The sequence below is a fragment of the Ornithinimicrobium pekingense DSM 21552 genome, assembly GCF_000421185.1.
Classification (GTDB): Bacteria; Actinomycetota; Actinomycetes; order Actinomycetales; family Dermatophilaceae; genus Ornithinicoccus; species Ornithinicoccus pekingensis.
In genome coordinates this window covers 540183-559285 of sequence record NZ_ATWJ01000007.1, presented here as the reverse complement: position 1 = coordinate 559285, position 19103 = coordinate 540183, and the positions used below count along the sequence as shown (strand labels likewise).

The 19103-nt window shown below is 73.6% G+C and carries 15 protein-coding genes; 4 read left to right on the top strand and 11 right to left on the bottom strand.

Annotation, left to right across the window (positions count from 1 at the left end):
• Positions 1-112: 112 nt before the first annotated feature.
• Positions 113-1684, top strand: a complete 1572-nt coding sequence (locus tag K330_RS22470) for an HNH endonuclease (protein ID WP_022920696.1) — start codon at positions 113-115, stop codon at positions 1682-1684.
• A 22-nt stretch (positions 1685-1706) separates the two neighbouring features.
• On the opposite strand, the gene K330_RS0104675 is transcribed toward K330_RS22470, so the two are convergent.
• The 10 genes from K330_RS0104675 to K330_RS19205 all read right to left on the bottom strand — a co-directional run bounded on the left by K330_RS0104675 (position 1707) and on the right by K330_RS19205 (position 14477).
• Positions 1707-3680: a TIGR03960 family B12-binding radical SAM protein gene (locus K330_RS0104675; RefSeq protein WP_051145452.1), complete on the bottom strand. Its 1974-nt coding sequence runs from the start codon at positions 3678-3680 to the stop codon at positions 1707-1709.
• Positions 3681-3811: 131 nt separating this feature from the next.
• Entirely contained in the window at positions 3812-5659 is a 1848-nt protein-coding gene (locus K330_RS0104670; protein ID WP_022920694.1) for an AMP-dependent synthetase/ligase, read from the bottom strand.
• Between the two features lie 17 nt (positions 5660-5676).
• The gene (gene rodA / locus K330_RS19215; protein ID WP_051145451.1) at positions 5677-6858 is read right to left on the bottom strand and encodes a rod shape-determining protein RodA; all 1182 of its coding nucleotides are present in this window, start codon (positions 6856-6858) and stop codon (positions 5677-5679) included.
• A gap of 62 nt (positions 6859-6920) precedes the next feature.
• Complete coding sequence (locus K330_RS0104660) at positions 6921-7880, bottom strand: bifunctional riboflavin kinase/FAD synthetase (protein WP_029202315.1); 960 nt, start codon at positions 7878-7880, stop codon at positions 6921-6923.
• Between the two features lie 10 nt (positions 7881-7890).
• On the bottom strand, positions 7891-8859 hold the full coding sequence (truB, locus tag K330_RS0104655; protein ID WP_022920691.1) for a tRNA pseudouridine(55) synthase TruB: 969 nt from the start codon (positions 8857-8859) through the stop codon (positions 7891-7893).
• A complete protein-coding gene (gene rbfA / locus K330_RS0104650; RefSeq protein WP_022920690.1) occupies positions 8846-9328 on the bottom strand; it encodes a 30S ribosome-binding factor RbfA in 483 nt (160 codons plus the stop codon). The genes truB and rbfA overlap by 14 nt, the downstream gene beginning before the upstream one ends.
• Before the next feature lie 106 nt (positions 9329-9434).
• The gene (gene infB, locus K330_RS0104645; RefSeq protein WP_022920689.1) at positions 9435-12368 is read right to left on the bottom strand and encodes a translation initiation factor IF-2; all 2934 of its coding nucleotides are present in this window, start codon (positions 12366-12368) and stop codon (positions 9435-9437) included.
• A gap of 189 nt (positions 12369-12557) precedes the next feature.
• The gene (locus K330_RS19210; RefSeq protein ID WP_229665752.1) at positions 12558-12827 is read right to left on the bottom strand and encodes a YlxR family protein; all 270 of its coding nucleotides are present in this window, start codon (positions 12825-12827) and stop codon (positions 12558-12560) included.
• Positions 12828-12891: 64 nt separating this feature from the next.
• Positions 12892-13923, bottom strand: coding sequence for a transcription termination factor NusA (gene nusA, locus K330_RS0104635; protein ID WP_022920687.1), 1032 nt, complete (start codon positions 13921-13923; stop codon positions 12892-12894).
• A complete protein-coding gene (locus tag K330_RS19205) occupies positions 13923-14477 on the bottom strand; it encodes a ribosome maturation factor RimP (protein WP_022920686.1) in 555 nt (184 codons plus the stop codon). The genes nusA and K330_RS19205 overlap by 1 nt, the downstream gene beginning before the upstream one ends.
• A gap of 94 nt (positions 14478-14571) precedes the next feature.
• On the opposite strand from K330_RS19205, the gene K330_RS0104625 reads away from it, so the two are divergent.
• Positions 14572-15609: a ferritin family protein gene (locus K330_RS0104625; protein WP_022920685.1), complete on the top strand. Its 1038-nt coding sequence runs from the start codon at positions 14572-14574 to the stop codon at positions 15607-15609.
• A complete protein-coding gene (locus K330_RS0104620) occupies positions 15606-16574 on the top strand; it encodes an aminoglycoside phosphotransferase family protein (RefSeq protein WP_022920684.1) in 969 nt (322 codons plus the stop codon). The genes K330_RS0104625 and K330_RS0104620 overlap by 4 nt, the downstream gene beginning before the upstream one ends.
• 67 nt (positions 16575-16641) lie before the next feature.
• Here K330_RS0104620 and K330_RS0104615 read toward each other — a convergent pair whose 3' ends face one another.
• Positions 16642-17022, bottom strand: a complete 381-nt coding sequence (locus tag K330_RS0104615) for a hypothetical protein (protein WP_022920683.1) — start codon at positions 17020-17022, stop codon at positions 16642-16644.
• A gap of 102 nt (positions 17023-17124) precedes the next feature.
• On the opposite strand from K330_RS0104615, the gene K330_RS0104610 reads away from it, so the two are divergent.
• Positions 17125-19098: a thioredoxin domain-containing protein gene (locus K330_RS0104610; RefSeq protein WP_022920682.1), complete on the top strand. Its 1974-nt coding sequence runs from the start codon at positions 17125-17127 to the stop codon at positions 19096-19098.
• Positions 19099-19103 lie beyond the last annotated feature (5 nt).

Here is a 19103-nt window from a genome sequence, read left to right as displayed (position 1 = left end):
TCGGTCTTCGGTAGTGTGTCTGTACGAACACAGTCAACGGGTCGTCGCAGTTCGCCGGGGAGGGCCGGAGTGCGGCAGCCGACCCGAACAGGCCCGGGGAGGGGGTGTCGCGATGACGCGTACGCACAGCACCGGCACGGTGACGACGCCCGTGGAGGACGTGCGTCAGGTCCGGGCGCGGCTGGCCCGCCTGGACCCGGCCGGCCTGTCCGACGACGAGCGTCTCGCGCTGCTGTCCGAGCTCGAGCTCCTCACCCGTTCGGCGGCCGGCGTCTCGGTGCGCACCCAGGTCGCCTTCCACGCCTCGCAGGTCGCCGAGCAGGTCCAGCGCGGGGTCGCGCCGTCGCGGGCCGGACGGGCAGCTCCGGACGACCTCGCCCAGGCTCGGCGGACCTCCCCCTACTGGGGCAGCCGGGAGCTCACCTCGGCCAAGGCCCTGGTGACCGAGATGCCCTGCACCCTCGCCGCCCTCAGCAGTGGTGACATCAGCCTCTACCAGTCCCGGGTGGTGACGGAGGCGACCGCACCCCTGGACCCTGCCGACCGTGCGGAGGTCGACCGGCGGCTGGCCGGCTCGCTCCCGGGCGCCTCGACCGCCGAGATCGGCGCGACGGTGCGCGGACTCGTCGACGAGGTCGACCCCAAGGGCTTCGTCGACCGCGCCCGCAAGGCGGCCGCGGACCGTGGTGTCTCCGTCCGGCCGTGTCCGGACGTGATGGCCCTGCTCAGCGCACGGCTCCCCGCGGCGCAGGCGATCGCCTGCCACACGGCGCTGAAGGAGAAGGCAGTCTCGATGCGGGCCTCCGGTGACCCACGCAGCCTGGCGCAGCTGATGGCAGACGAGCTCTTCGCACGCCTCACGGGGCGCACGGTCGTCGACGGCCTCGACGTCGAGGTCGGGGTCGTCATCACCGACAGTGCGTTGTTCGACGGCACGAGCGAGGCGGCCGACCTCGTGGGTTATGGTCCGGTGCCCGCCGAGATGGCCCGTGACCTTCTCCGTCCGGAAGAGCACACAGATGACGGTGAGGGTGACCGCTGCGATGCCCGGGCCGCGCAGAGGCCTGCGGACGAGGCCGAGCCGGACGAGGCCCAGCCGGACGAGACCCGCCCGGATGAGACCCGCCCGGACGAGACCCAGCACGAAGATGCCGCACAGGACGCGACCCACCAGCACGCAGCCCGCCCGGACGACCGCGCCGCCGCGTCCGGCGTGTGCCCGGACGGGGCTCGGTGCACCAGCTGGAGCTGCTCGCTCCTGCACGGCTCGCCCGAGGCGACCCCGCGGGCTCCGCGCACGCCGGCGCGACCACCCACGGACGCGGCCACCCGTGCGGCCAAGGTCTGGCTCCGCAGGCTCTGGAGCGACCCCGCCACCGGCGTGCTCACGGGCCGCGACACCCGCAGGCGCCTCTTCACCGGCGCGCTGCGCGCTGCCCTGATCGCCCGCGACAGGACCTGCCGCAACACCTGGTGCGGAGCACCTGTCCGGGCCGTCGACCACAAGGTGCGCGCCCGCGACGACGGGCCGACGAGCGCCACCAACGGACAGGGCCTGTGCCAGCGCTGCAACAACGCGCGGGAGCGTCCCCGCGCGGCACCACCGTCGGTCGACGACTACCGTCCACCCCCGCCGGTCCTCCCGGCCCTCATCGCAGACCGCGCTCCCCCGGAGGCCGCCTGAGGGCAGGGGGCCGTGACCAGGGTCAGCGCACCACGGACAGCGGCAGGAGCTTCTTGCCCGTGGGGCCGATCTGGATCTCGGTGTTCATCTGCGGGCACACGCCGCAGTCGAAGCACGGCGTCCAGCGGCAGTCCTCCACCTCGCGCTCCTCGAGCGCGTCCAGCCAGTCCTCCCACAGCCACTCCTTGTCCAGGCCGGAGTCGATGTGGTCCCACGGCAGCACCTCGTGCTCGCCGCGCTCGCGCGTGGTGTACCAGGCGACGTCGACCGGCTGGTCGGCCAGCGCCCGCTCCGCGGCGGACATCCACCGGTCGTAGGAGAAGTGCTCGTTCCAGCCGTCGAAACGGCCGCCGTCTCGCCAGGCCTGCTCGATGACCGCACCGAGGCGTCGGTCACCCCGCGAGAGCAGGCCCTCGACGATGCCGGGCTGCCCGTCGTGGTAGCGGAAGCCGATCGCCGAGCCGTAGCGCCGGTCGGAGCGCACCGCCTCCCGCAGCTTCGCCAGCCGGGCGTCGGTCTCCTCCGCACCCAGCTGGGCGGCCCACTGGAACGGCGTGTGCGGCTTGGGCACGAACCCGCCGATCGACACGGTGCACCTGATGTCCCGACGCCCGGAGACCTCCCGGCCGGTGTCGATGACCTTCTTCGCCAGGTCGGCGATCGCCAGCACGTCCTCGTCGGTCTCGGTGGGCAGGCCGCACATGAAGTAGAGCTTGACCTGCCGCCACCCCGCGGCGTAGGCGGCAGCCACCGTGCGGATGAGGTCCTCCTCGGTCACCATCTTGTTGATCACCTTGCGCAGGCGCTCGCTGCCGCCCTCGGGGGCGAAGGTGAGCCCGGAGCGGCGTCCGTTGCGGGTGAGCTCGTTGGCCAGGTCGATGTTGAAGGCGTCCACCCGCGTCGAGGGCAGCGACAGCCCGGTGTTGGTGCCCTCGTAGCGGTCGGCCAGCCCCTTGGTCAGGTCGGCGATCTCGCTGTGGTCGGCCGACGAGAGCGACAGCAGCCCCACCTCGTCCAGGCCCGTGGCCTTCAGCCCCTGCTCGACCATCTCGCCCACGCCGGTGATGGAGCGCTCGCGCACAGGGCGGGTGATCATGCCCGCCTGGCAGAAGCGGCACCCGCGCGTGCACCCGCGGAAGATCTCCACGCTCATCCGCTCGTGCACGCTCTCGGTGACCGGCACCAACGGCTTCTTGGGGTAGGGCCAGGCGTCGAGGTCCATCACCGTGTGCTTGGAGACGCGCCACGGGACCCCGTGCCGGTTGGGCGCCACGCGCTGGATACGGCCGTCGGGCAGGTAGGACACGTCGTAGAACGCCGGCACGTAGACCCCGCCGGTCCGGGCGAGCTCGAGCAGCAGGCCCTCCCTGCCGTCGGGCCGCCCCGCCGCCTTCCAGGCGTTGATGATCCGGGAGGCGTGCAGGACCGCCTCCTCGCCGTCGCCCACGATGGCGGCGTCGATGAAGTCGGCGACGGGCTCGGCGTTGAAGCTGGCGTGCCCGCCGGCGAGGACGAGCGGGTGCTGCTCGCCGCGGTCGGCGGCGTGCAGCGGGATGCCGGCAAGGTCGAGCGCCGTCAGCATGTTGGTGTAGCCCAGCTCGGTGGAGAAGCTGAGGCCGAGCACGTCGAAGTCGCCCACGGCGCGGTGGCCGTCCACGGTGAACTGCGGCACGCCCTGCTCGCGCATCGCGGCCTCCATGTCCGGCCAGACCGAGTAGGTGCGCTCGGCCAGCACGTCAGGCTGCTCGTTGAGCACCTCGTAGAGGATCATGACGCCCTGGTTGGGCAGCCCCACCTCGTAGGCGTCCGGGTACATCAGCGCCCAGCGTGCCGTGTGCTCTCCCCCGCAGTCCCAGTCCTTGACCTGGGAGTTCAGCTCCCCGCCGACGTACTGGACCGGCTTGGAGACCTGCTCCAGCAGGGGCTCGAGCTCGGGCAGCAGGGACGCGCCGGGCGTGCGGGCCGGGGTGGTCGGCTGGGGGTGGGGCACTGACATGCCCTCAAGGGTATGCAGCGCCGCCGGGCTCCGCTAAATCGTCGCGGGCGGGAGCGCGAGGGGGGCAACGTCACGGCCCCGACCCCGGCGGTCGCCGTGGTCGGGGCCGTCAGTGAACCCGGTCGGCTCTCTCAGCTCTCGACGTAGAACTTGTCGAGCTCGTCCTTGTACTTGGTGGTCACGGCCTTGCGCTTGAGCTTCATGCTCGGCGTGAGGTCGCCCTCCTCGACCGACAGGTCGTGGTCGAGGATGTGGAACTGCTTGATCTGCTCCCAGCGGTTGAGCTTGGAGTTGAGCTCGTCGACATACCCCTGGACCATGTCGCGGCAGGCCTGGGAGGTGACGATCTGGCGGTAGGAGTCGCCGGCCATCCCGTTCTTCGCGGCCCAGGCGGTGATGGACTCGGGGTCCAGCGTGATGAGCGCCGAGACGAACCTGCGACCGTCGCCCTCGATGACGAGCTGGCTGGCGTAGGGGCAGATGCCCTTGAACATGGACTCGATGAGCGAGGGCGCGACGTACTTGCCGCCGGAGGTCTTGAACAGGTCCTTCTTGCGGTCGGTGATGGTCAGGAACCCGTGCTCGTCCACCTCGCCGATGTCGCCGGTGGCGAACCACCCGTCCTCGGCCAGCGCCTCTGCGGTCTGCTCCTCCAGCTGGTGGTAGCCGGAGGTGACCCCGGGGCCGCGCAGCAGGATCTCGCCGTCCTCCGCGATCCTGACCTCCGTGCCCGGCAGCGGCCAGCCGACCGACCCGAACTTGTAGCCACCGGCGAAGGGCCGGTTGACGAAGGAGGCGGCGCTGGTCTCGGTCAGGCCGTAGCCCTCGAGGATGAGCAGCCCCATCGCGTCGAACCACCGGGCGACGTCCTCGTTGAGCGCCGCGGAGCCGGAGATGAAGAACCGCACCCGCCCGCCGAAGCGGTCACGGATCTTGGAGAGCACGAGCTTGTCGGCCAGGCGGTACTTCAGCGCCAGCATGCCGCCCGGCTCGCCGCCGGCGGCCCGGATCAGCCCCACCTCCTTGCCGACCCCGCCGGCCCAGCCGAAGAGCTTGGCCTTCACGCCACCCTCGGCCTGCATCATCGTCGTGATCTTGCCGTAGGCCTTCTCGAAGATGCGCGGGGCGGCGCCCATGAAGGTGGGCTTGACCACGCCGACGTTCTCGACGATCTTGTCGACCCGGCCGTCCACGGCCGTCGGGAAGCCGATCTGCAGGGGCAGGGTCAGCAGGACCTTGCCGAAGACGTGGGCCAGCGGCAGCCACAGGAACTGCAGGTCCTCCTGGCTCAGGATGCCGATGGCGTCCACGGCGGCGGCCTCGTAGGTCCACGCCGAGTGCGTCAGGCGCACGCCCTTGGGCCGGCCGGTCGTGCCCGAGGTGTAGATGATCGTGGCCAGGTGGTCGGGGGTGAGCGCGTCGATGCGCGCGTCGACGACCCCCGGCTCGGCGGCGAGCCGGGCGCGGCCGGACTCCTCGAGCTCGGCGAAGGAGACCACCCAGTCGCCGTCCCCCTCGCCGTCGATGACGACCACCTTGCGCAGGTCGGGCAGCTCGGCACGGTGGGCCCGCAGCGTCTCGACCTGCGCAGCCTCCTCGGCGATGACCACCCGGCTGCCGGAGTCGGCCAGGATGTAGGCGACGTCCTCGTGGATCGTCGTGGGGTAGATCGTGGTCGTCGCGGCGCCCGCGCACATGACGGCCACGTCCGACAGCACCCACTCCAGGCGGGTGCTCGACATGAGCGCCACGCGCTCCTCGGCGGCGACGCCCAGCTCGACCAGGCCCGCGGCCAGGGCGTAGGCACGGTCACGGGTCTGCGACCAGGTCAGCGAGCGCCAGTCCTCACCGACGGGATAGCGGAAGGCCTCCCCGTCGGGGAGCGCGGTGACCCGGTCACGGAACATGTGGGCCACGCTGGGCGCCCGGTTCTCGATCCGGCTCCAGTCGACCTTCTCGTCGGCGGCGGACACGCCCATCGTCAACTCCTTCGTTGTCATCCCTGCGGGTGAGCAGATCTTCTCAGGTCAGGCCCCCCGCGCCAAGCACCGGGGCGCTCCTGCTGCGCGCCGGCCAGCAGGCCGACCGCCAGCCAGCAGGCCAGCATCGAGGACCCCCCGTAGGACAGGAAGGGCAACGGCAGCCCGGTGACGGGCATCAGCCCCAGGCTCATGCCGACGTTCTCGAAGACCTGGAAGGCGAACCAGCAGGCCACGCCCACCGCCACGAGCCGGCCGAAGGGGTCCTCGCAGCGCACGCCCACCAGCAGGGCGCGCACCACGAGGAAGCCCAGGAGGGCCAGGAGGCCGGCCGCGCCGACGAAGCCCAGCTCCTCCCCCGCGACGGAGAAGATGAAATCGGTCTCCTGGTAGGGGATGAAGCCGCCCTGCGTCTGGGGCCCCTCCCCCAGGCCCGTGCCCGACCAGCCGCCCGAGCCGATCGCCAGGCGCACCTGCCGGGTCTGGTAGCCGATGCCCTCGGGGTCCAGCGCCGGGTCGCGGAAGGCCAGGAGACGGTCCAGCTGGTAGGGGTCGAGCAGCGGGACACGGACCGCAGCGACGACGGCGGTCACCGTGCCCGCGAGGGCGGCGGCCGTCCACCGCCACGAGGCGCCCGAGGCGGCGACCACGCCGATCGTCAGCATGCCGAGCACCAGCGCGCTGCCCAGGTCCGGCTGCAGCAGGATGAGACCCACCGGCACGGCCGCGAGTGCCCACGCCAGGAGCACGTCCCGCCACTGCGGCGGGCGCAGCGGGTCACGGCCCTCGGCCAGGATCATCGCCAGCCCGATGACCAGCCCGATCTTGGCCAGCTCGGCCGGCTGCAGCGAGAAGCCGCCGGGCAGGAACAGCCACGACCGGGAGCCGTTGACGCTCTGACCCAGCGGGCTGAGCACCAGCAGGAGGCCGACCACCCCCGCCAGGTAGACCCACGGGGCGGCGGCGCGCATCCGGCGCAGGTCCACGGCCACGAGCGCGAGGGCACCGGCGCACCCGAGCGCCGCGTTGACGAGGTGCCGGACGGCCAGCGCGCTCCCCACCTCGCGGTGGGTGGCCGACCACACGAGCAGAGCCCCGACGACCGAGAGGCCCAGCGCGGCCACGAACGGCCCCCAGTCGGCGCGGGCGTAGCGGCTCCGCAGCCCGGAGAGCCGCTCCCCGGAGGGCGGCGCGCTCATCCTGGGCACCCGGACCCCTCCGCGCTGGGGCACGCGCACGCCATACCCGCCCTCCTGGGCCCTCAGGCGAGCAGCTCGCGGGTGTGGTCGACGTCGGTGGCCATCTGCTCGAGCAGCGCGTCCACGGAGTCGAAGCGCAGGTTGGCGCGCAGCCGCTGCACGAAGTCGACCCACACCTCCTCGCCGTAGAGCTCGAGGTCGGTGCGGTCCAGGGCGTAGGCCTCCACGGTGCGCTCGACGTCACCGAAGGTGGGGTTGGTGCCCACCGAGATCGCCGCCGGCAGCCGGCGGTCCGGGTGGCCGGGGTCCAGGGCGGGACGCTCCAGCCAGCCGGCGTAGACCCCGTCCGCGGGGACCAGGCCCTCGCTGTCGGCGGAGAGGTTCGCGGTCGGGTAGCCCAGGTCGCGCCCGCGCTTGTGGCCGTGGACGACCAGGCCGGACACCCGGTGCGGGCGGTTGAGGATCTCCGCGGCGGACCGCATGTTGCCCTCCGCGATCGCGGTCCGCAGGGCGCTGGAGGACCAGCTGCGCAGCCCGTCCGTCAGGTGGTCCCCGACCGTGCCCTGCACGACGACCTCGAAGCCGAAGCGGGCACCCAGCTCGCGCATGGTGTGGATGTCGCCGGTGTTGTGCAGGCCGAACCGCGTGTCCTCCCCCACGACGACGACCTGCGAGCGCAGCCCGTCGACGAAGGTCTCGCGCACGAAGGCCTCCGGGGTCAGCCGGGCGTACTCGTGGGTGAACTCGATGACGACGACGGCGTCCAGGCCCAGCTCCTCCAGCAGCTCGAGCCGGTGCTCGAGGCTGGCGATCGCCGCCGGGGCACGCTCCGGGTGCAGCACGGCGACGGGGTGGGGGTCGAAGGTCACCGCCACGGAGGCCAGCCCGCGCTCGCGGGCGGTGCGGGTCACGGTGTCCACGACCGCGCGGTGGCCCCGGTGCACGCCGTCGAAGTTGCCCAGCGTCGCCACCGTCGGGCCGAGGTCGGCGGGGACGTCCTCCAGGCTGCTCCAGCGATGCACGCGCGTCACTCTACTTCCCGCCGGCGGGCGCGAGGACGACGTGCGGCCGGGCCAGCGCCCGCGTCTCGTCGAGGATCGCGACGAGGGTGCCGTCGGGCCCGAACGCCGCGACCGGCCCACGCCGGCCGGGCTCGGCCGACTCCACCCGCTGGCCGTACCCGAGGGCCCGCGCCTGCGCCTCGTCCAGCTCGCGCACGGGCAGGGCAGCGCGCGCCGCCGCCGCGAGGTCGACCAGGTATGCCGACGGCCCCGGGCCGGTCTCGGGGTCGAGCCGCTCCAGGCTCACCGCGTGCTCGAGGGTCAGCCCGCCGACGCGCGTGCGGCGCAGCGCGGTCAGGTGGCCGCCGACCCCCAGCGCTGCGCCGAGGTCGCGGGCCAGGGCACGGACGTAGGTGCCCGAGGACACCTCCACCTCGACGTCCAGGTCAAGGACCCCCTCGGGCACCACGGCACCGGAGGGGTCCACCTCCCCGGGACGGCGCAGGCGCAGCACCTCGAACCGACCCACCGTCACGGGCCGTGCCGCCAGCTCGACCTCCTCCCCGGAGCGGACCCGGGCGTAGGAGCGCCGGCCGTCGACCTTGATGGCGCTCACCGCGCTGGGCACCTGCTGGATCTCACCGGTGAGCCCGGACACGGCCCGGGCCACGTCGGCCTCCGTGAGGGCGGACGCGTCGCAGCCACCGGTGACCTCCCCCTCGGCGTCGTCGGTCACCGTGGACCGGCCCAGCCGGACCGTCGCGGCATACCCCTTGTCGTGACCGACGAGGAAGGTGAGCAGCTTGGTGCCCTTGTTCACGCCCAGGACGAGCACCCCGGTGGCCATCGGGTCCAGCGTGCCCGCATGACCGACCCGCCGGGTGCGGCACAGCCTCCGGACACGGCCCACCACGTCGTGGCTGGTCCAGCCGGGCGGCTTGTCGACGACGAGCAGCCCGTCGCCGACCTCGGGGCCGGGACGTGGCTCAGCCGCGGGCATCCGCGCCCGTGCCGTCCTCGTCGGTCTCGTCGGTCTCGCTCCCGTCCTCGGCGCGCGGCCTGCGGTAGGGGTCGTGGTCTCCGGCGTAGCCGGCGGCCGCCCGGGCCGCGGCGAGCTCGGCGTCGCGCCGCGCGACCTCGCGCAGCAGCTCGTCCATGTGCTGGGCGTCCTCGGGCAGGGCGTCGAGGATGAACTCCAGGCTCGGCGTGAGCCGGATGCCCAGGCCCTTGCCGACGAAGGAGCGCAGCCGGCCGCGGTAGGCCTCGAGCACCTCGGCGGCCGTGGTCCGGTCCTCGTCGGTCCCGAGCACGGTGTAGAAGACGCTGGCCTGCTGCAGGTCACCGGTCACGCGGACGTCGGTGATCGTGACGAAGCCCACGCGCTCGTCCTTGACGACCTGGGACAGGCCCTGGGTCACCAGCTGCTTGATCCGCTCGGCGATCCTGCGGGCACGGGCGTTGTCTGCCATGGCAGCCTCCTGGGGTCGGGGACGGGACGGCTTCCCATCCTAGGGAGTGGGGACGACGAGGCCGGCCCCGCCCGAGGGCGGAGCCGGCCGTGCGTCATACCCCGTGTCAGCTGCGCGGGATCTCGCGCATCTCGTAGGTGGTGATGACGTCGTCGATCTGGAGGTCGTTGAACGACCCCAGGTTGATGCCGCACTCGAAGCCCTCGCGGACCTCGGTGACGTCGTCCTTGAAACGGCGCAGGCCCGCGATCTCGAGGTTCTCGGTCACCACGACGCCCTGGCGCGTGATGCGCGCCCTGGCCCCGCGGGTGATCGTGCCGCTGCGGACCAGGCAGCCCGCGACGTTGCCGAACTTGGAGCTGCGGAAGATCTCGCGGATCTCGGCAGAGCCGGTCTCGGCCTCCTCGTACTCGGGCTTGAGCATGCCCTTGAGCGCGTTCTCGATGTCCTCGATGGCCTGGTAGATCACGCCGTAGTAACGGATCTCCACGCCTTCCTTGTCGGCGTAGTCCGCGTTCTGACCCTCGGCCCGGACGTTGAAGCCCAGGATGATGGCGTCGGAGGCGACCGCGAGGTTGATGTTGTTCATCGTGATCGCACCGACGCCGCGGTCGATGATCCGCAGGTCGACCTCGTCGCCCACGTCGATCTGCAGCAGCGCGTCCTCCAGCGCCTCGACCGAGCCCGACACGTCGCCCTTGAGGATGAGGTTGAGGGTCTCGACCTTGCCCTGCGCGAGGGCCTGGTTGAGGTCCTCCAGGCTGATCCGCTTGCGGGACTTGGCCAGCGCGGCCTGACGGTCCGCAGCCTCTCGCTTCTCGGCGATCTGACGGGCGGTCCGGTCGTCGGGCGCCACCACGAAGGTGTCGCCGGCGCGGGCCACCGTGTCCAGGCCGAGCACCTGCACCGGACGCGACGGGGTCGCCTCCGTGACGTTGTTGCCGTGCTCGTCGAGCATGGCGCGCACGCGGCCGTGGGCCGCGCCGGTGACGATCGCGTCACCGACGTGCAGGGTGCCCTGCTGGACCAGGACGGTCGCGACGGCGCCGCGGCCCTTGTCCAGGTTGGCCTCGATGGCGACACCGCGGGCGTCCTTGTCGGGGTTGGCCCGCAGGTCCAGCGCCGCGTCGGCGGTCAGCAGCACCGCGTCGAGCAGCTGGTCGATGTTCTCGCCCTGCTTGGCCGAGACGTCGACGAACATCGTCTCGCCGCCGTACTCCTCGGCGACCAGGTTGTACTCGGTCAGCTGCTGGCGGATCTTGGCCGGGTTGGCACCCTCGACGTCGATCTTGTTGACCGCGACGACGATCGGGACGTCCGCCGCCTGGGCGTGGTTGAGCGCCTCGATCGTCTGCGGCATCACGCCGTCGTCGGCGGCGACCACGAGGATCGCGATGTCGGTCACCTTGGCACCGCGGGCACGCATGGCGGTGAACGCCTCGTGACCCGGGGTGTCGATGAAGGTGATCGCGCGCTCGGAGCCGTCGTGCTCCGTCCGCACCTGGTAGGCACCGATGTGCTGGGTGATGCCACCGGTCTCGCCGGCGCCGACCTCGGAGCGACGGATCGCGTCGAGCAGTCGCGTCTTTCCGTGGTCGACGTGACCCATGACGGTCACGACCGGCGGACGCGCCTGCAGGTCCTCGTCGGACTCGGCCTCCGCCTCGGCCTCGAGGTCCAGACCGAAGGCGCTGAGCAGCTCGCGCTCCTCCTCCTCCGGGGAGACGACGCGGATGTCGTAGCCGAGCTCGGAGCCGAGGACGGCGAAGGTGTCCTCGTCGAGCGACTGCGTCGCCGTCGCCATCTCACCGAGGTGGAACAGCACGGTCACCAGCGACGCGGGGTCGACGTTGATCTTGTCGGCGAAGTCGGTCAGCGAAGCACCGCGGCGGACCTGGATGGTCTGGCCGTTGCCGCGCGGGACGGAGACACCACCGATGGTCGGTGCCTGCATCGCCTCGAACTCCTGGCGCTTGGCCCTCTTGGACTTGCGTCCGCGGACCTTCCCGCCGCCTCGACCGAACGCGCCGGCCGTGCCGCCGCGACCGCGGGGGCCACCGCCACGGCCACCGGGGCCGCCGCGGAACCCGCCACCGGGACCGCCGGGGCCGCCGCCGGGGCCGCCACCAGGACGACCACGACCACCGGGGCCGCCACCGGGCCGGGCCGGCCGCTCACCGGGCCGGGGCACGGCTGCGCGCTCGGGCATCATGCTCGGCTTGGGGCCTCCCGGACGCGGCGCGGGGCGCGGGCCGCCCGGACGGGGGCCACCCGGGCCTGCCTCGCGGCCACGGCTGCCGCCGGGACGGGGCATGCCCTGGCTCGGCGCGAAGGGGTTGTTGCCGGGACGGGGCGAGCCGCCGCCACGCTCACCGCCGCCTCGCTCACCACCGCGCTCGCCACCGCCGCGCCGGTCACGGCCCATGCCCTGGCTCGGCGCGAACGGGTTGTTGCCCGGACGCGGGCCCGGCTTGGCACCCGGACGTGCGGGGCGGGGGCCGGCCTCCGAGGACCCGCGGCCCTCGGCGGCAGGCTTCGTGGCGCGCGGGTCGGCGGGAGCCGCCGGCGCAGGACCGGGGCGTGCGCCGCTGCGCGGGGCCGCCTCGGGTGCGGGCCTGGCCTCGGCTGCCGGCTCCGGCGTGGCCGAGGGCTTGGCCTCGGGCGCCGCCGAGGCCTTGGCCGCCGGGCGGGCCGGCTCGGCCGGTGCGGACCGCTCGCCGCCGGACGTGCCCGGGGTGGGTGCGGCCGGACGCTCCGGCTGGGCCGCCGGCTTGGGGCCGGGCTTGCGCGCCGGGCCCGGGGTGGCGCCCGCGGGGCGGGCCTTGTCGGCCGGCTTGCCGGCCGGCTTGCCGGCCGCCGGCTTGGCTGCGGACGCGCCCGCCGCCGCCGGCGGGTTCTCGCGAATCTTGCGGACGACAGGGGGCTCGATGGTCGACGACGCCGACCGGACGAACTCTCCCTGCGACTTCAGGTGGGCGAGCAGCTCCTTGCTCTCGACCCCGAGCTCCTTGGCGAGCTCGTAGACCCTGAGTTTGGCCACGGTGTGGTGTCTCCTTGAAGGTTGCGCCACGACCGGGCCCTGCAGGGCACAGTCGCGACTAGTGCTGGTGGGTGCTCATCGCTGAGTACTCATCGGGTGCTCATCAGCGTCAAACCCGCTTCCGGTTCCTCGATGACAGGTCCGGTCGGACCCGCCCTTACCTCGACCTGGTCCGGTGACCAGGTCGTGTCACGACCACCGCCGCAGCTGCTCCTGCACCGTCGTGACCTCGACCTCGGACCCCGCCGGGAGGCGGAGCGCACGGCCGAACGCACGTCGGGCGATCGCAGACTGCAGGCACTCGGGGTCGGGGTGCACGTAGGCGCCCCGGCCGGGCGCACGCCGCCGCTCGTCAGGGGCCAGCCGCCACCGGGTGGTGACGTCGGGGTCCCGGACCGCGACGACGCGCAGCAGTGCATCTTGAGCGTCCCTGCGCCTGCACCCCACGCAGGTGCGCACCGGTGGAGGGTGCGTCCCCGACGTGTTGGAGGGCGTGGCGCAGCGACGGGCATCGCCACCCATGCTACACGCTCGCGGCACCCGGGCCGTCGCCCGGCCTGTCCGCCTCCTGCTCCTCGGTGTCGGCCCGGATGTCGATCTTCCACCCGGTGAGGCGGTGCGCGAGGCGGGCGTTCTGGCCCTCCCGGCCGATCGCGAGCGAGAGCTGGTAGTCGGGCACCACCACGCGCACCTGCCGGGTGCGCTGGTCGACGATGCGCGCGGACTGGACCTTGGCCGGAGAGAGGGCGGAGGCCACGAACTCCTCCGGGTCATCGCTGTAGTCGACGATGTCGATCTTCTCGCCCTGCAGCTCGGCCATCACGGCGCGCACCCGCTGGCCCATGGGGCCGATGCACGCGCCCTTGGGGTTGACGCCGGGCACCTTGGCGTGGACCGCGATCTTGGTGCGGTGCCCCGCCTCGCGGGCGACCGCGGCGATCTCCACGCTGCCGTCGGCGATCTCCGGCACCTCCAGGGCGAAGAGCCGGCGCACCAGGTTGGGGTGGGTGCGCGAGAGCATGACCTGCGGCCCCCGCGGCCCGCGCTTGGCGCTGACGACGTAGCAGCGGATCCGCTGGCCGTGCTCGTAGGACTCCCCCGGCACCTGCTCCGCGGTGGGCAGCTCGCCCTCCACCGTGCCGAAGTCGACCAGGACGAAGCGGGGGTCGTTGGACTGCTGGATGATGCCGGAGGCGATGTCGCCCTCCCGGGCGCGGAAGTCGCCCAGCACGGCGTCGTCCTCCAGCTCCCGCATCCGCTGGGTGATGACCTGGCGCGCGGTCGCCGCGGCTACCCTTCCGAAGCCCTCCGGGGTGTCGTCGAACTCGGGCCCGGGCTCGCCCCGGGTGCCGTCCTCGAGCACGGGCGGGTCCTCCTGGGCCCACACCGTCACGTGGCCGGTCTTGCGGTCCAGCTCGACGCGGGCGCGCCGGTAGTGGCCCTCGATCCGCTGGTAGGCCGAGAGCAGGGCCTGCTCGATCGCCTGGACGATGATGTCCATGGGGATCTCGCGCTCCCGCTCCAGCAGGCGCAGCGCGGTCATGTCGATGTCCATCAGTCGTCCTTTCCGTCGGGTCGGGAGAACTCGACCTGCACGGTCGCCCGCGTCACGTCCTCCCAGGGGATGTCGGTGCCCGTCGTCGCGCCGTCGGCGGCGGGATCACTGCCCTCGGGACGCAGGCGTATGCCGTCCGCGCGCACCTCGGTCAGGCGACCGGTGGCCGTGTCCGGCCCGTCGTCGTCTCCGCCCAGGCTCACCGACAGCAGCCGGCCCACGTTGCGGCGGAAGTGGTCGCGGGTCAGCAGGAGGCGGTCCAGCCCGGTCGAGCTGACCTCCAGCGTGTAGGGGGCCTCACCCATGACGTCGGAGCCGTCGAGTGCGGACGACACGCTCCGGGTGGCGTCGGCGATCTCGTCCAGGCTCAGCGGCTCGACGGCGCTCGTGGTGTCGTCGGCGGGCAGGCCGGAGACGTCGCGGGCGAGGAACACCCGCACGAGGCGGCGCCGGCCGGCCTGCTGCACGCTCACGTCGTCGACGACGACGCCGCTTCCGGCGAGGGACTCGGAGACCTGGCGGGTGATCGTCTCGGTGCGGGCCCGGGCGTCCATCGGGTGCCTCCTGCCATCTTCTGCTGTGTGCCGGTCGCCGGGCAGCACGGGGCGCCCGACCACCGGTCCGGAAGCGACTACCCTACCCTCAACGATGAACCCCGTCATGCCCCCTGCCCTGTCCCGCCGTGCCCTCCTGCGTGCCCTCGCGCTCGCCGGCGGGTCCGTGGTCCTGACCGGGTGCGACGACCTGCAGACCGACCGCGTCGTCTCGCCCACCGACGGCGTCGAGCCGGACGACCCGGCCACCTGGCCGGCCGACACCACCCTGCTCATCGCCGCTCGCCAGCGGATCCACGGCTACCGTCTCGGCCTGCGGCTCGTGGGGGACGAGGAGGGCACCGCCGCCGAGCTGGAGGACCTGTGGCGCCAGCAGCAGGAGCGGCTGGAGCTGCTCATCACCCTGGGCGGTGTCCCGCTGCCCGACCTGCTGGACGACCCGGCGGTGACCCTGCCGGACTCGACGGGCTCGACGGGCTCGACCGGTGCGGCCGCGACCACGGCCGCGCCGGACGAAGATGACGGGGAGGACGAGGAGCAGGACCGTCCCACCGCGTCCGACCTGGGCCGGGTCCTGCGGGACGACCGCACGGAGGCCTGCCGCGACCTGTCTACCGCCACCCCCACCAACCTGTTGCTCCTCGCCTCGCTGACCGCCCAGCACGTGGCCTCGGCCGCGTGGCTGGGGTCTCCCGTCGAGTGGGGCCCCCTGCCCGGCCCGTCCGGCGCGGCCGCCGTGCCGGTCCTCGCGGCCGCCCGTCCTGCGGTCTTCGGGCTGGAGGTGGTCGCGGCCAGGAGCGCGCCGGACAGCGACGAGCGCGCCGACTACGAGGCCGTCCTGGTGCCGCTGCGCGGCCTGACCCGCCAGCTCTCCACGCTCGCGGGCCAGGCCGCGCCCGTCGCACCGCTCGGCTACGACCTGCCCGAACCGCTGGAGACGGCCGAGGAGAGGCGCGACCTCGCCCGCCGGCTGGTCGCCGACCTCGGTCCCGCCACGCTCGAGGCGGCGCAGCGTGTCCCTGGCGACCTGGCCCAGCTCACGGGGGTCGTGCGGATCGTCTCCGAGGCCGCGACCTGGGGGGCACTGCTCGGCGGGAGCCGCCGGGCATTCCCGGGTATGACGCTGCCGTGAGCGCCGTCCCGGCCGGGGAGCTGCCGCACGGGCTCCTCACGGCCGCGCGCCAGCACCGTGCCGGGACCGACCTGCCCGGGCGCGTGGACGGTGAGACGTGGCTGCGGGCGCTGCCCCGGCTCGTCGACGAGGCCCTGGACCGCTGGTCGCTGCGCGTCGACCGCGGCGAGCCCCTGCGCCACGGACTCACCGCGCTGGTGGTCCCGGTGACCCGGCCGCGGGGTGACCCCGGGGTGCTCAAGATCGGGTGGCCGCACGAGGAGTCCGACACCGAGCACCTGGCGCTGCGGGCGTGGCACGGCCGGGGCGCCGTCCAGCTGCTCGCCGCCGACCCCCCGTCCGGCGCGCTGCTGCTGGAGCGCCTCGACGCCGGGCGGGACCTGACCATCGGCAGCGTGCAGGGCACCAGCGAGGCTCTCGGCGGGCTGCTCTCCCGCCTGGACCGCCCGGCCCCGCCCTGGGCGCCGCCGCTGTCCGGGCAGCTGGTCAGGATCCGGGACCAGGCGCAGCGGGCCGCTACGGACGCCGCCCTCGCGCACCGCTTCCCGCGCCGTCTGCTGCAGCAGGCCGCCTCCCTGGCCGCGGACCTGGCCGGTGAGGAGGGCCTCGACGCGCGCCTCGTGCACACCGACCTGCACCAGGCCAACGTGCTGTGGCGGGCGCAGCCCGGCGAGTGGGCCGCCATCGACCCCAAGACGGTCGCCGGCGACCCGCACTGGGCGGTGGCACCGGCCATGTGGAACCGCTGGGACGACGCGCTGGCGGCCGCCGACCTGCGCAGCCACCTGACCTCCCGCCTGGAGCTGGTGTGCGGGGCCGGCGGTCTCGACCCCGACCGGGCCCGGGCGATGACGATCGTGCGCCTGGCCGACAACGCGCTGTGGTCGGTGCGGCACGGCCGCGACGACGTCGCCGACGAGATCACCAGGTCGGTCGCGATCATCAAGGCGATGCAGCGCGGCTGACACGTCGAAGGGTCACGCAGGGTCCGTCGGCGACGGGCTCTGCGTGACCCGGGAGAGAGCGGTCAGCTCAGACGTGGGCGGGCGCACCGGCGTCGTGGTGCACCAGTCCGGCGTGGTCGGCGATCTCCATCGCCCACACGATCAGGATCGAGGCCATGAACGCCGCGAGGAGCCACTCGGACGCGGTGGTCTCCGCCATGAAGAGCGCCACGAGGCCGAGGGCGAACGCCCCGACCGCCACGGCCGTCGTCACTTTCTCGTACCGGTCGAAGGGGTCGCCGTACCTCAGCACGAGGAACGCGGCGGCGCCCAGGACCAGTCCGACGGCGGACATCCCACGGGCGTCCTGCACGAACGGCACGGAGCCGTCGAGCAGGTAGCCGACGTAGGGGACGCCGATGGCGACGACCAGGATGGTCGCGAGAAGGTCCCGGAAGGTCAGTCTCATCTCACACCTCCTCTCACCTCCATCGTCCTCCTCCGCGACGGCTCGGGGAAGGGTTCGTGGCCCAGGTCACACCCCTGCCTGGCGCCCCGTAGCGTGGGGGCCATGGCCAACCGTCTGGCGACCGCCACCTCCCCCTACCTGCAGCAGCACGCGGAGAACCCCGTCGACTGGTGGGAGTGGGGTGAGGAGGCCTTCGCCGAGGCCCGCCGCCGAGACGTGCCGGTCCTGCTGTCCGTCGGCTACGCCGCCTGCCACTGGTGCCACGTCATGGCTCACGAGTCCTTCGAGGACGAGCAGGTCGCGCAGGCCGTCAACACCGGTTACGTCGCGGTGAAGGTCGACCGGGAGGAGCGGCCCGACGTCGACGCCGTCTACATGGCCGCCACCACCGCCCTCACCGGGCACGGCGGATGGCCGATGACCTGCCTGCTCACGCCCACCGGCGAGCCGTTCTGGGCGGGTACCTACCTGCCCCGCGAGGCCTTCCTGCGGCTCCTCGACGCCGCCGCGGCCGCGTGGCGCGAGGACCGCGCCCGGGTCGTGGACGGCGGCGCACGGATCGTCGAGGCCCTGCGGGACGCCGGCGGCGGACGGGCCCGAGGTCCGGCGCTGACCGAGGACGACCTGGGCTCGGCGGTGCGCGTCCTCGCCGCCGAGCACGACCCTCAGTGGGGCGGTTTCGGCGGCGCCCCGAAGTTCCCCCCGTCCATGGTGCTCGCCTTCCTGCTGCGTCACCACGGGCGCACCGGTGACCCGGGGGCCCTGGAGATGGTGCGCGGCACCTGCGAGGCGATGGCCCGGTCGGGCACCTACGACCAGGTCGGCGGAGGCTTCGCCCGGTATGCGGTGGACCGCGCCTGGGTCGTGCCGCACTTCGAGAAGATGCTCTACGACAACGCCCTGCTGCTCGGGGTCTACGCCGACCTCGCCCGTGCCGACGACACGTCGCGGCCGTGGGCCGAACGGGTCGTCCGCGAGACCGTGGAGTGGCTGCTGCAGGAGATGTGGACCGAGCAGGAGGCCTTCGCCAGCTCCCTGGACGCCGACACCGAGGGCGTCGAGGGGGCCACCTACGTGTGGACGCCCGTGCAGCTGCGCCAGGTCCTCGGGGAGGAGGACGGTGACCGCGCCGCCGAGCTGCTCGGCGTGACCGCCTCCGGCACCTTCGAGCACGGCACCTCCACGCTGCAGCTGCGCGCCGACCCCGACGACGCGCGGTGGTGGCGCGCCACCCGGGAGCGGCTGCACCTGCACCGGACCCTGCGGCCGCAGCCCGACCGCGACGACAAGGTCGTCACGGCCTGGAACGGCCTGCTCGTGGCCTCGCTCGCGCACGCCGGGTGGGTCCTGGACGAGCCGGACTGGGTGGACGTGGCCGCACGCTGCGCCCGGTTCCTGATGCGCACCCACGTCGTCGACGGCCGGCTGCGGCGCAGCTCCCGGGACGGCACGGTCGGTTCCGCCCTCGCGGTGGCGGAGGACTACGGCGACCTCGCCGACGGTCTGCTCGCCCTGCACCGCGCCACCGGCGACGGCACCTGGCTCGCCGAGGCGGGCCGCCTCCTCGCCAGCGCGATCGACCTCTTCGGCGAGCCGGACGGCACCTTCCGCGCGACCGGTCACGACGCCGAGCAGCTCGTGCTGACCCCGCGGCCGGAGGGCGACAACGCCGAGCCCGGTGGGGCCAGCGCCCTGGCGCTCGCCCTGGCCCGGCACGGCGCCCAGGCGGCCGAGGCCGCGCACCTGGAGCTGGCCGGCACGGCCCTGGAGGGTATGGCGACGCTCGCCCGGCAGGCGCCGCGGTTCGCCGGCTGGGCGCTCACCGCCGCCGAGGAGCTGCTCGCCGGCCCGGTGCTGGTCCGCCTCTCCCCCGGGGCCACGGGGCAGGACCCGCTGACGGAGGCGGCGCGGCATACCCCCGTGGGCACGCTCGTGGTCGACGGCGACCCGCAGACGCCGACGGTCGACGGGCTCCGGGCCGCGACCGTCTGCCACGGCACGGTGTGCGGCCTGCCGGTGACCCGACCGGACGACCTGCCGACGCGCCTGGCCGGGCGGGGCGCCGGCCGGGACTAGTCTGC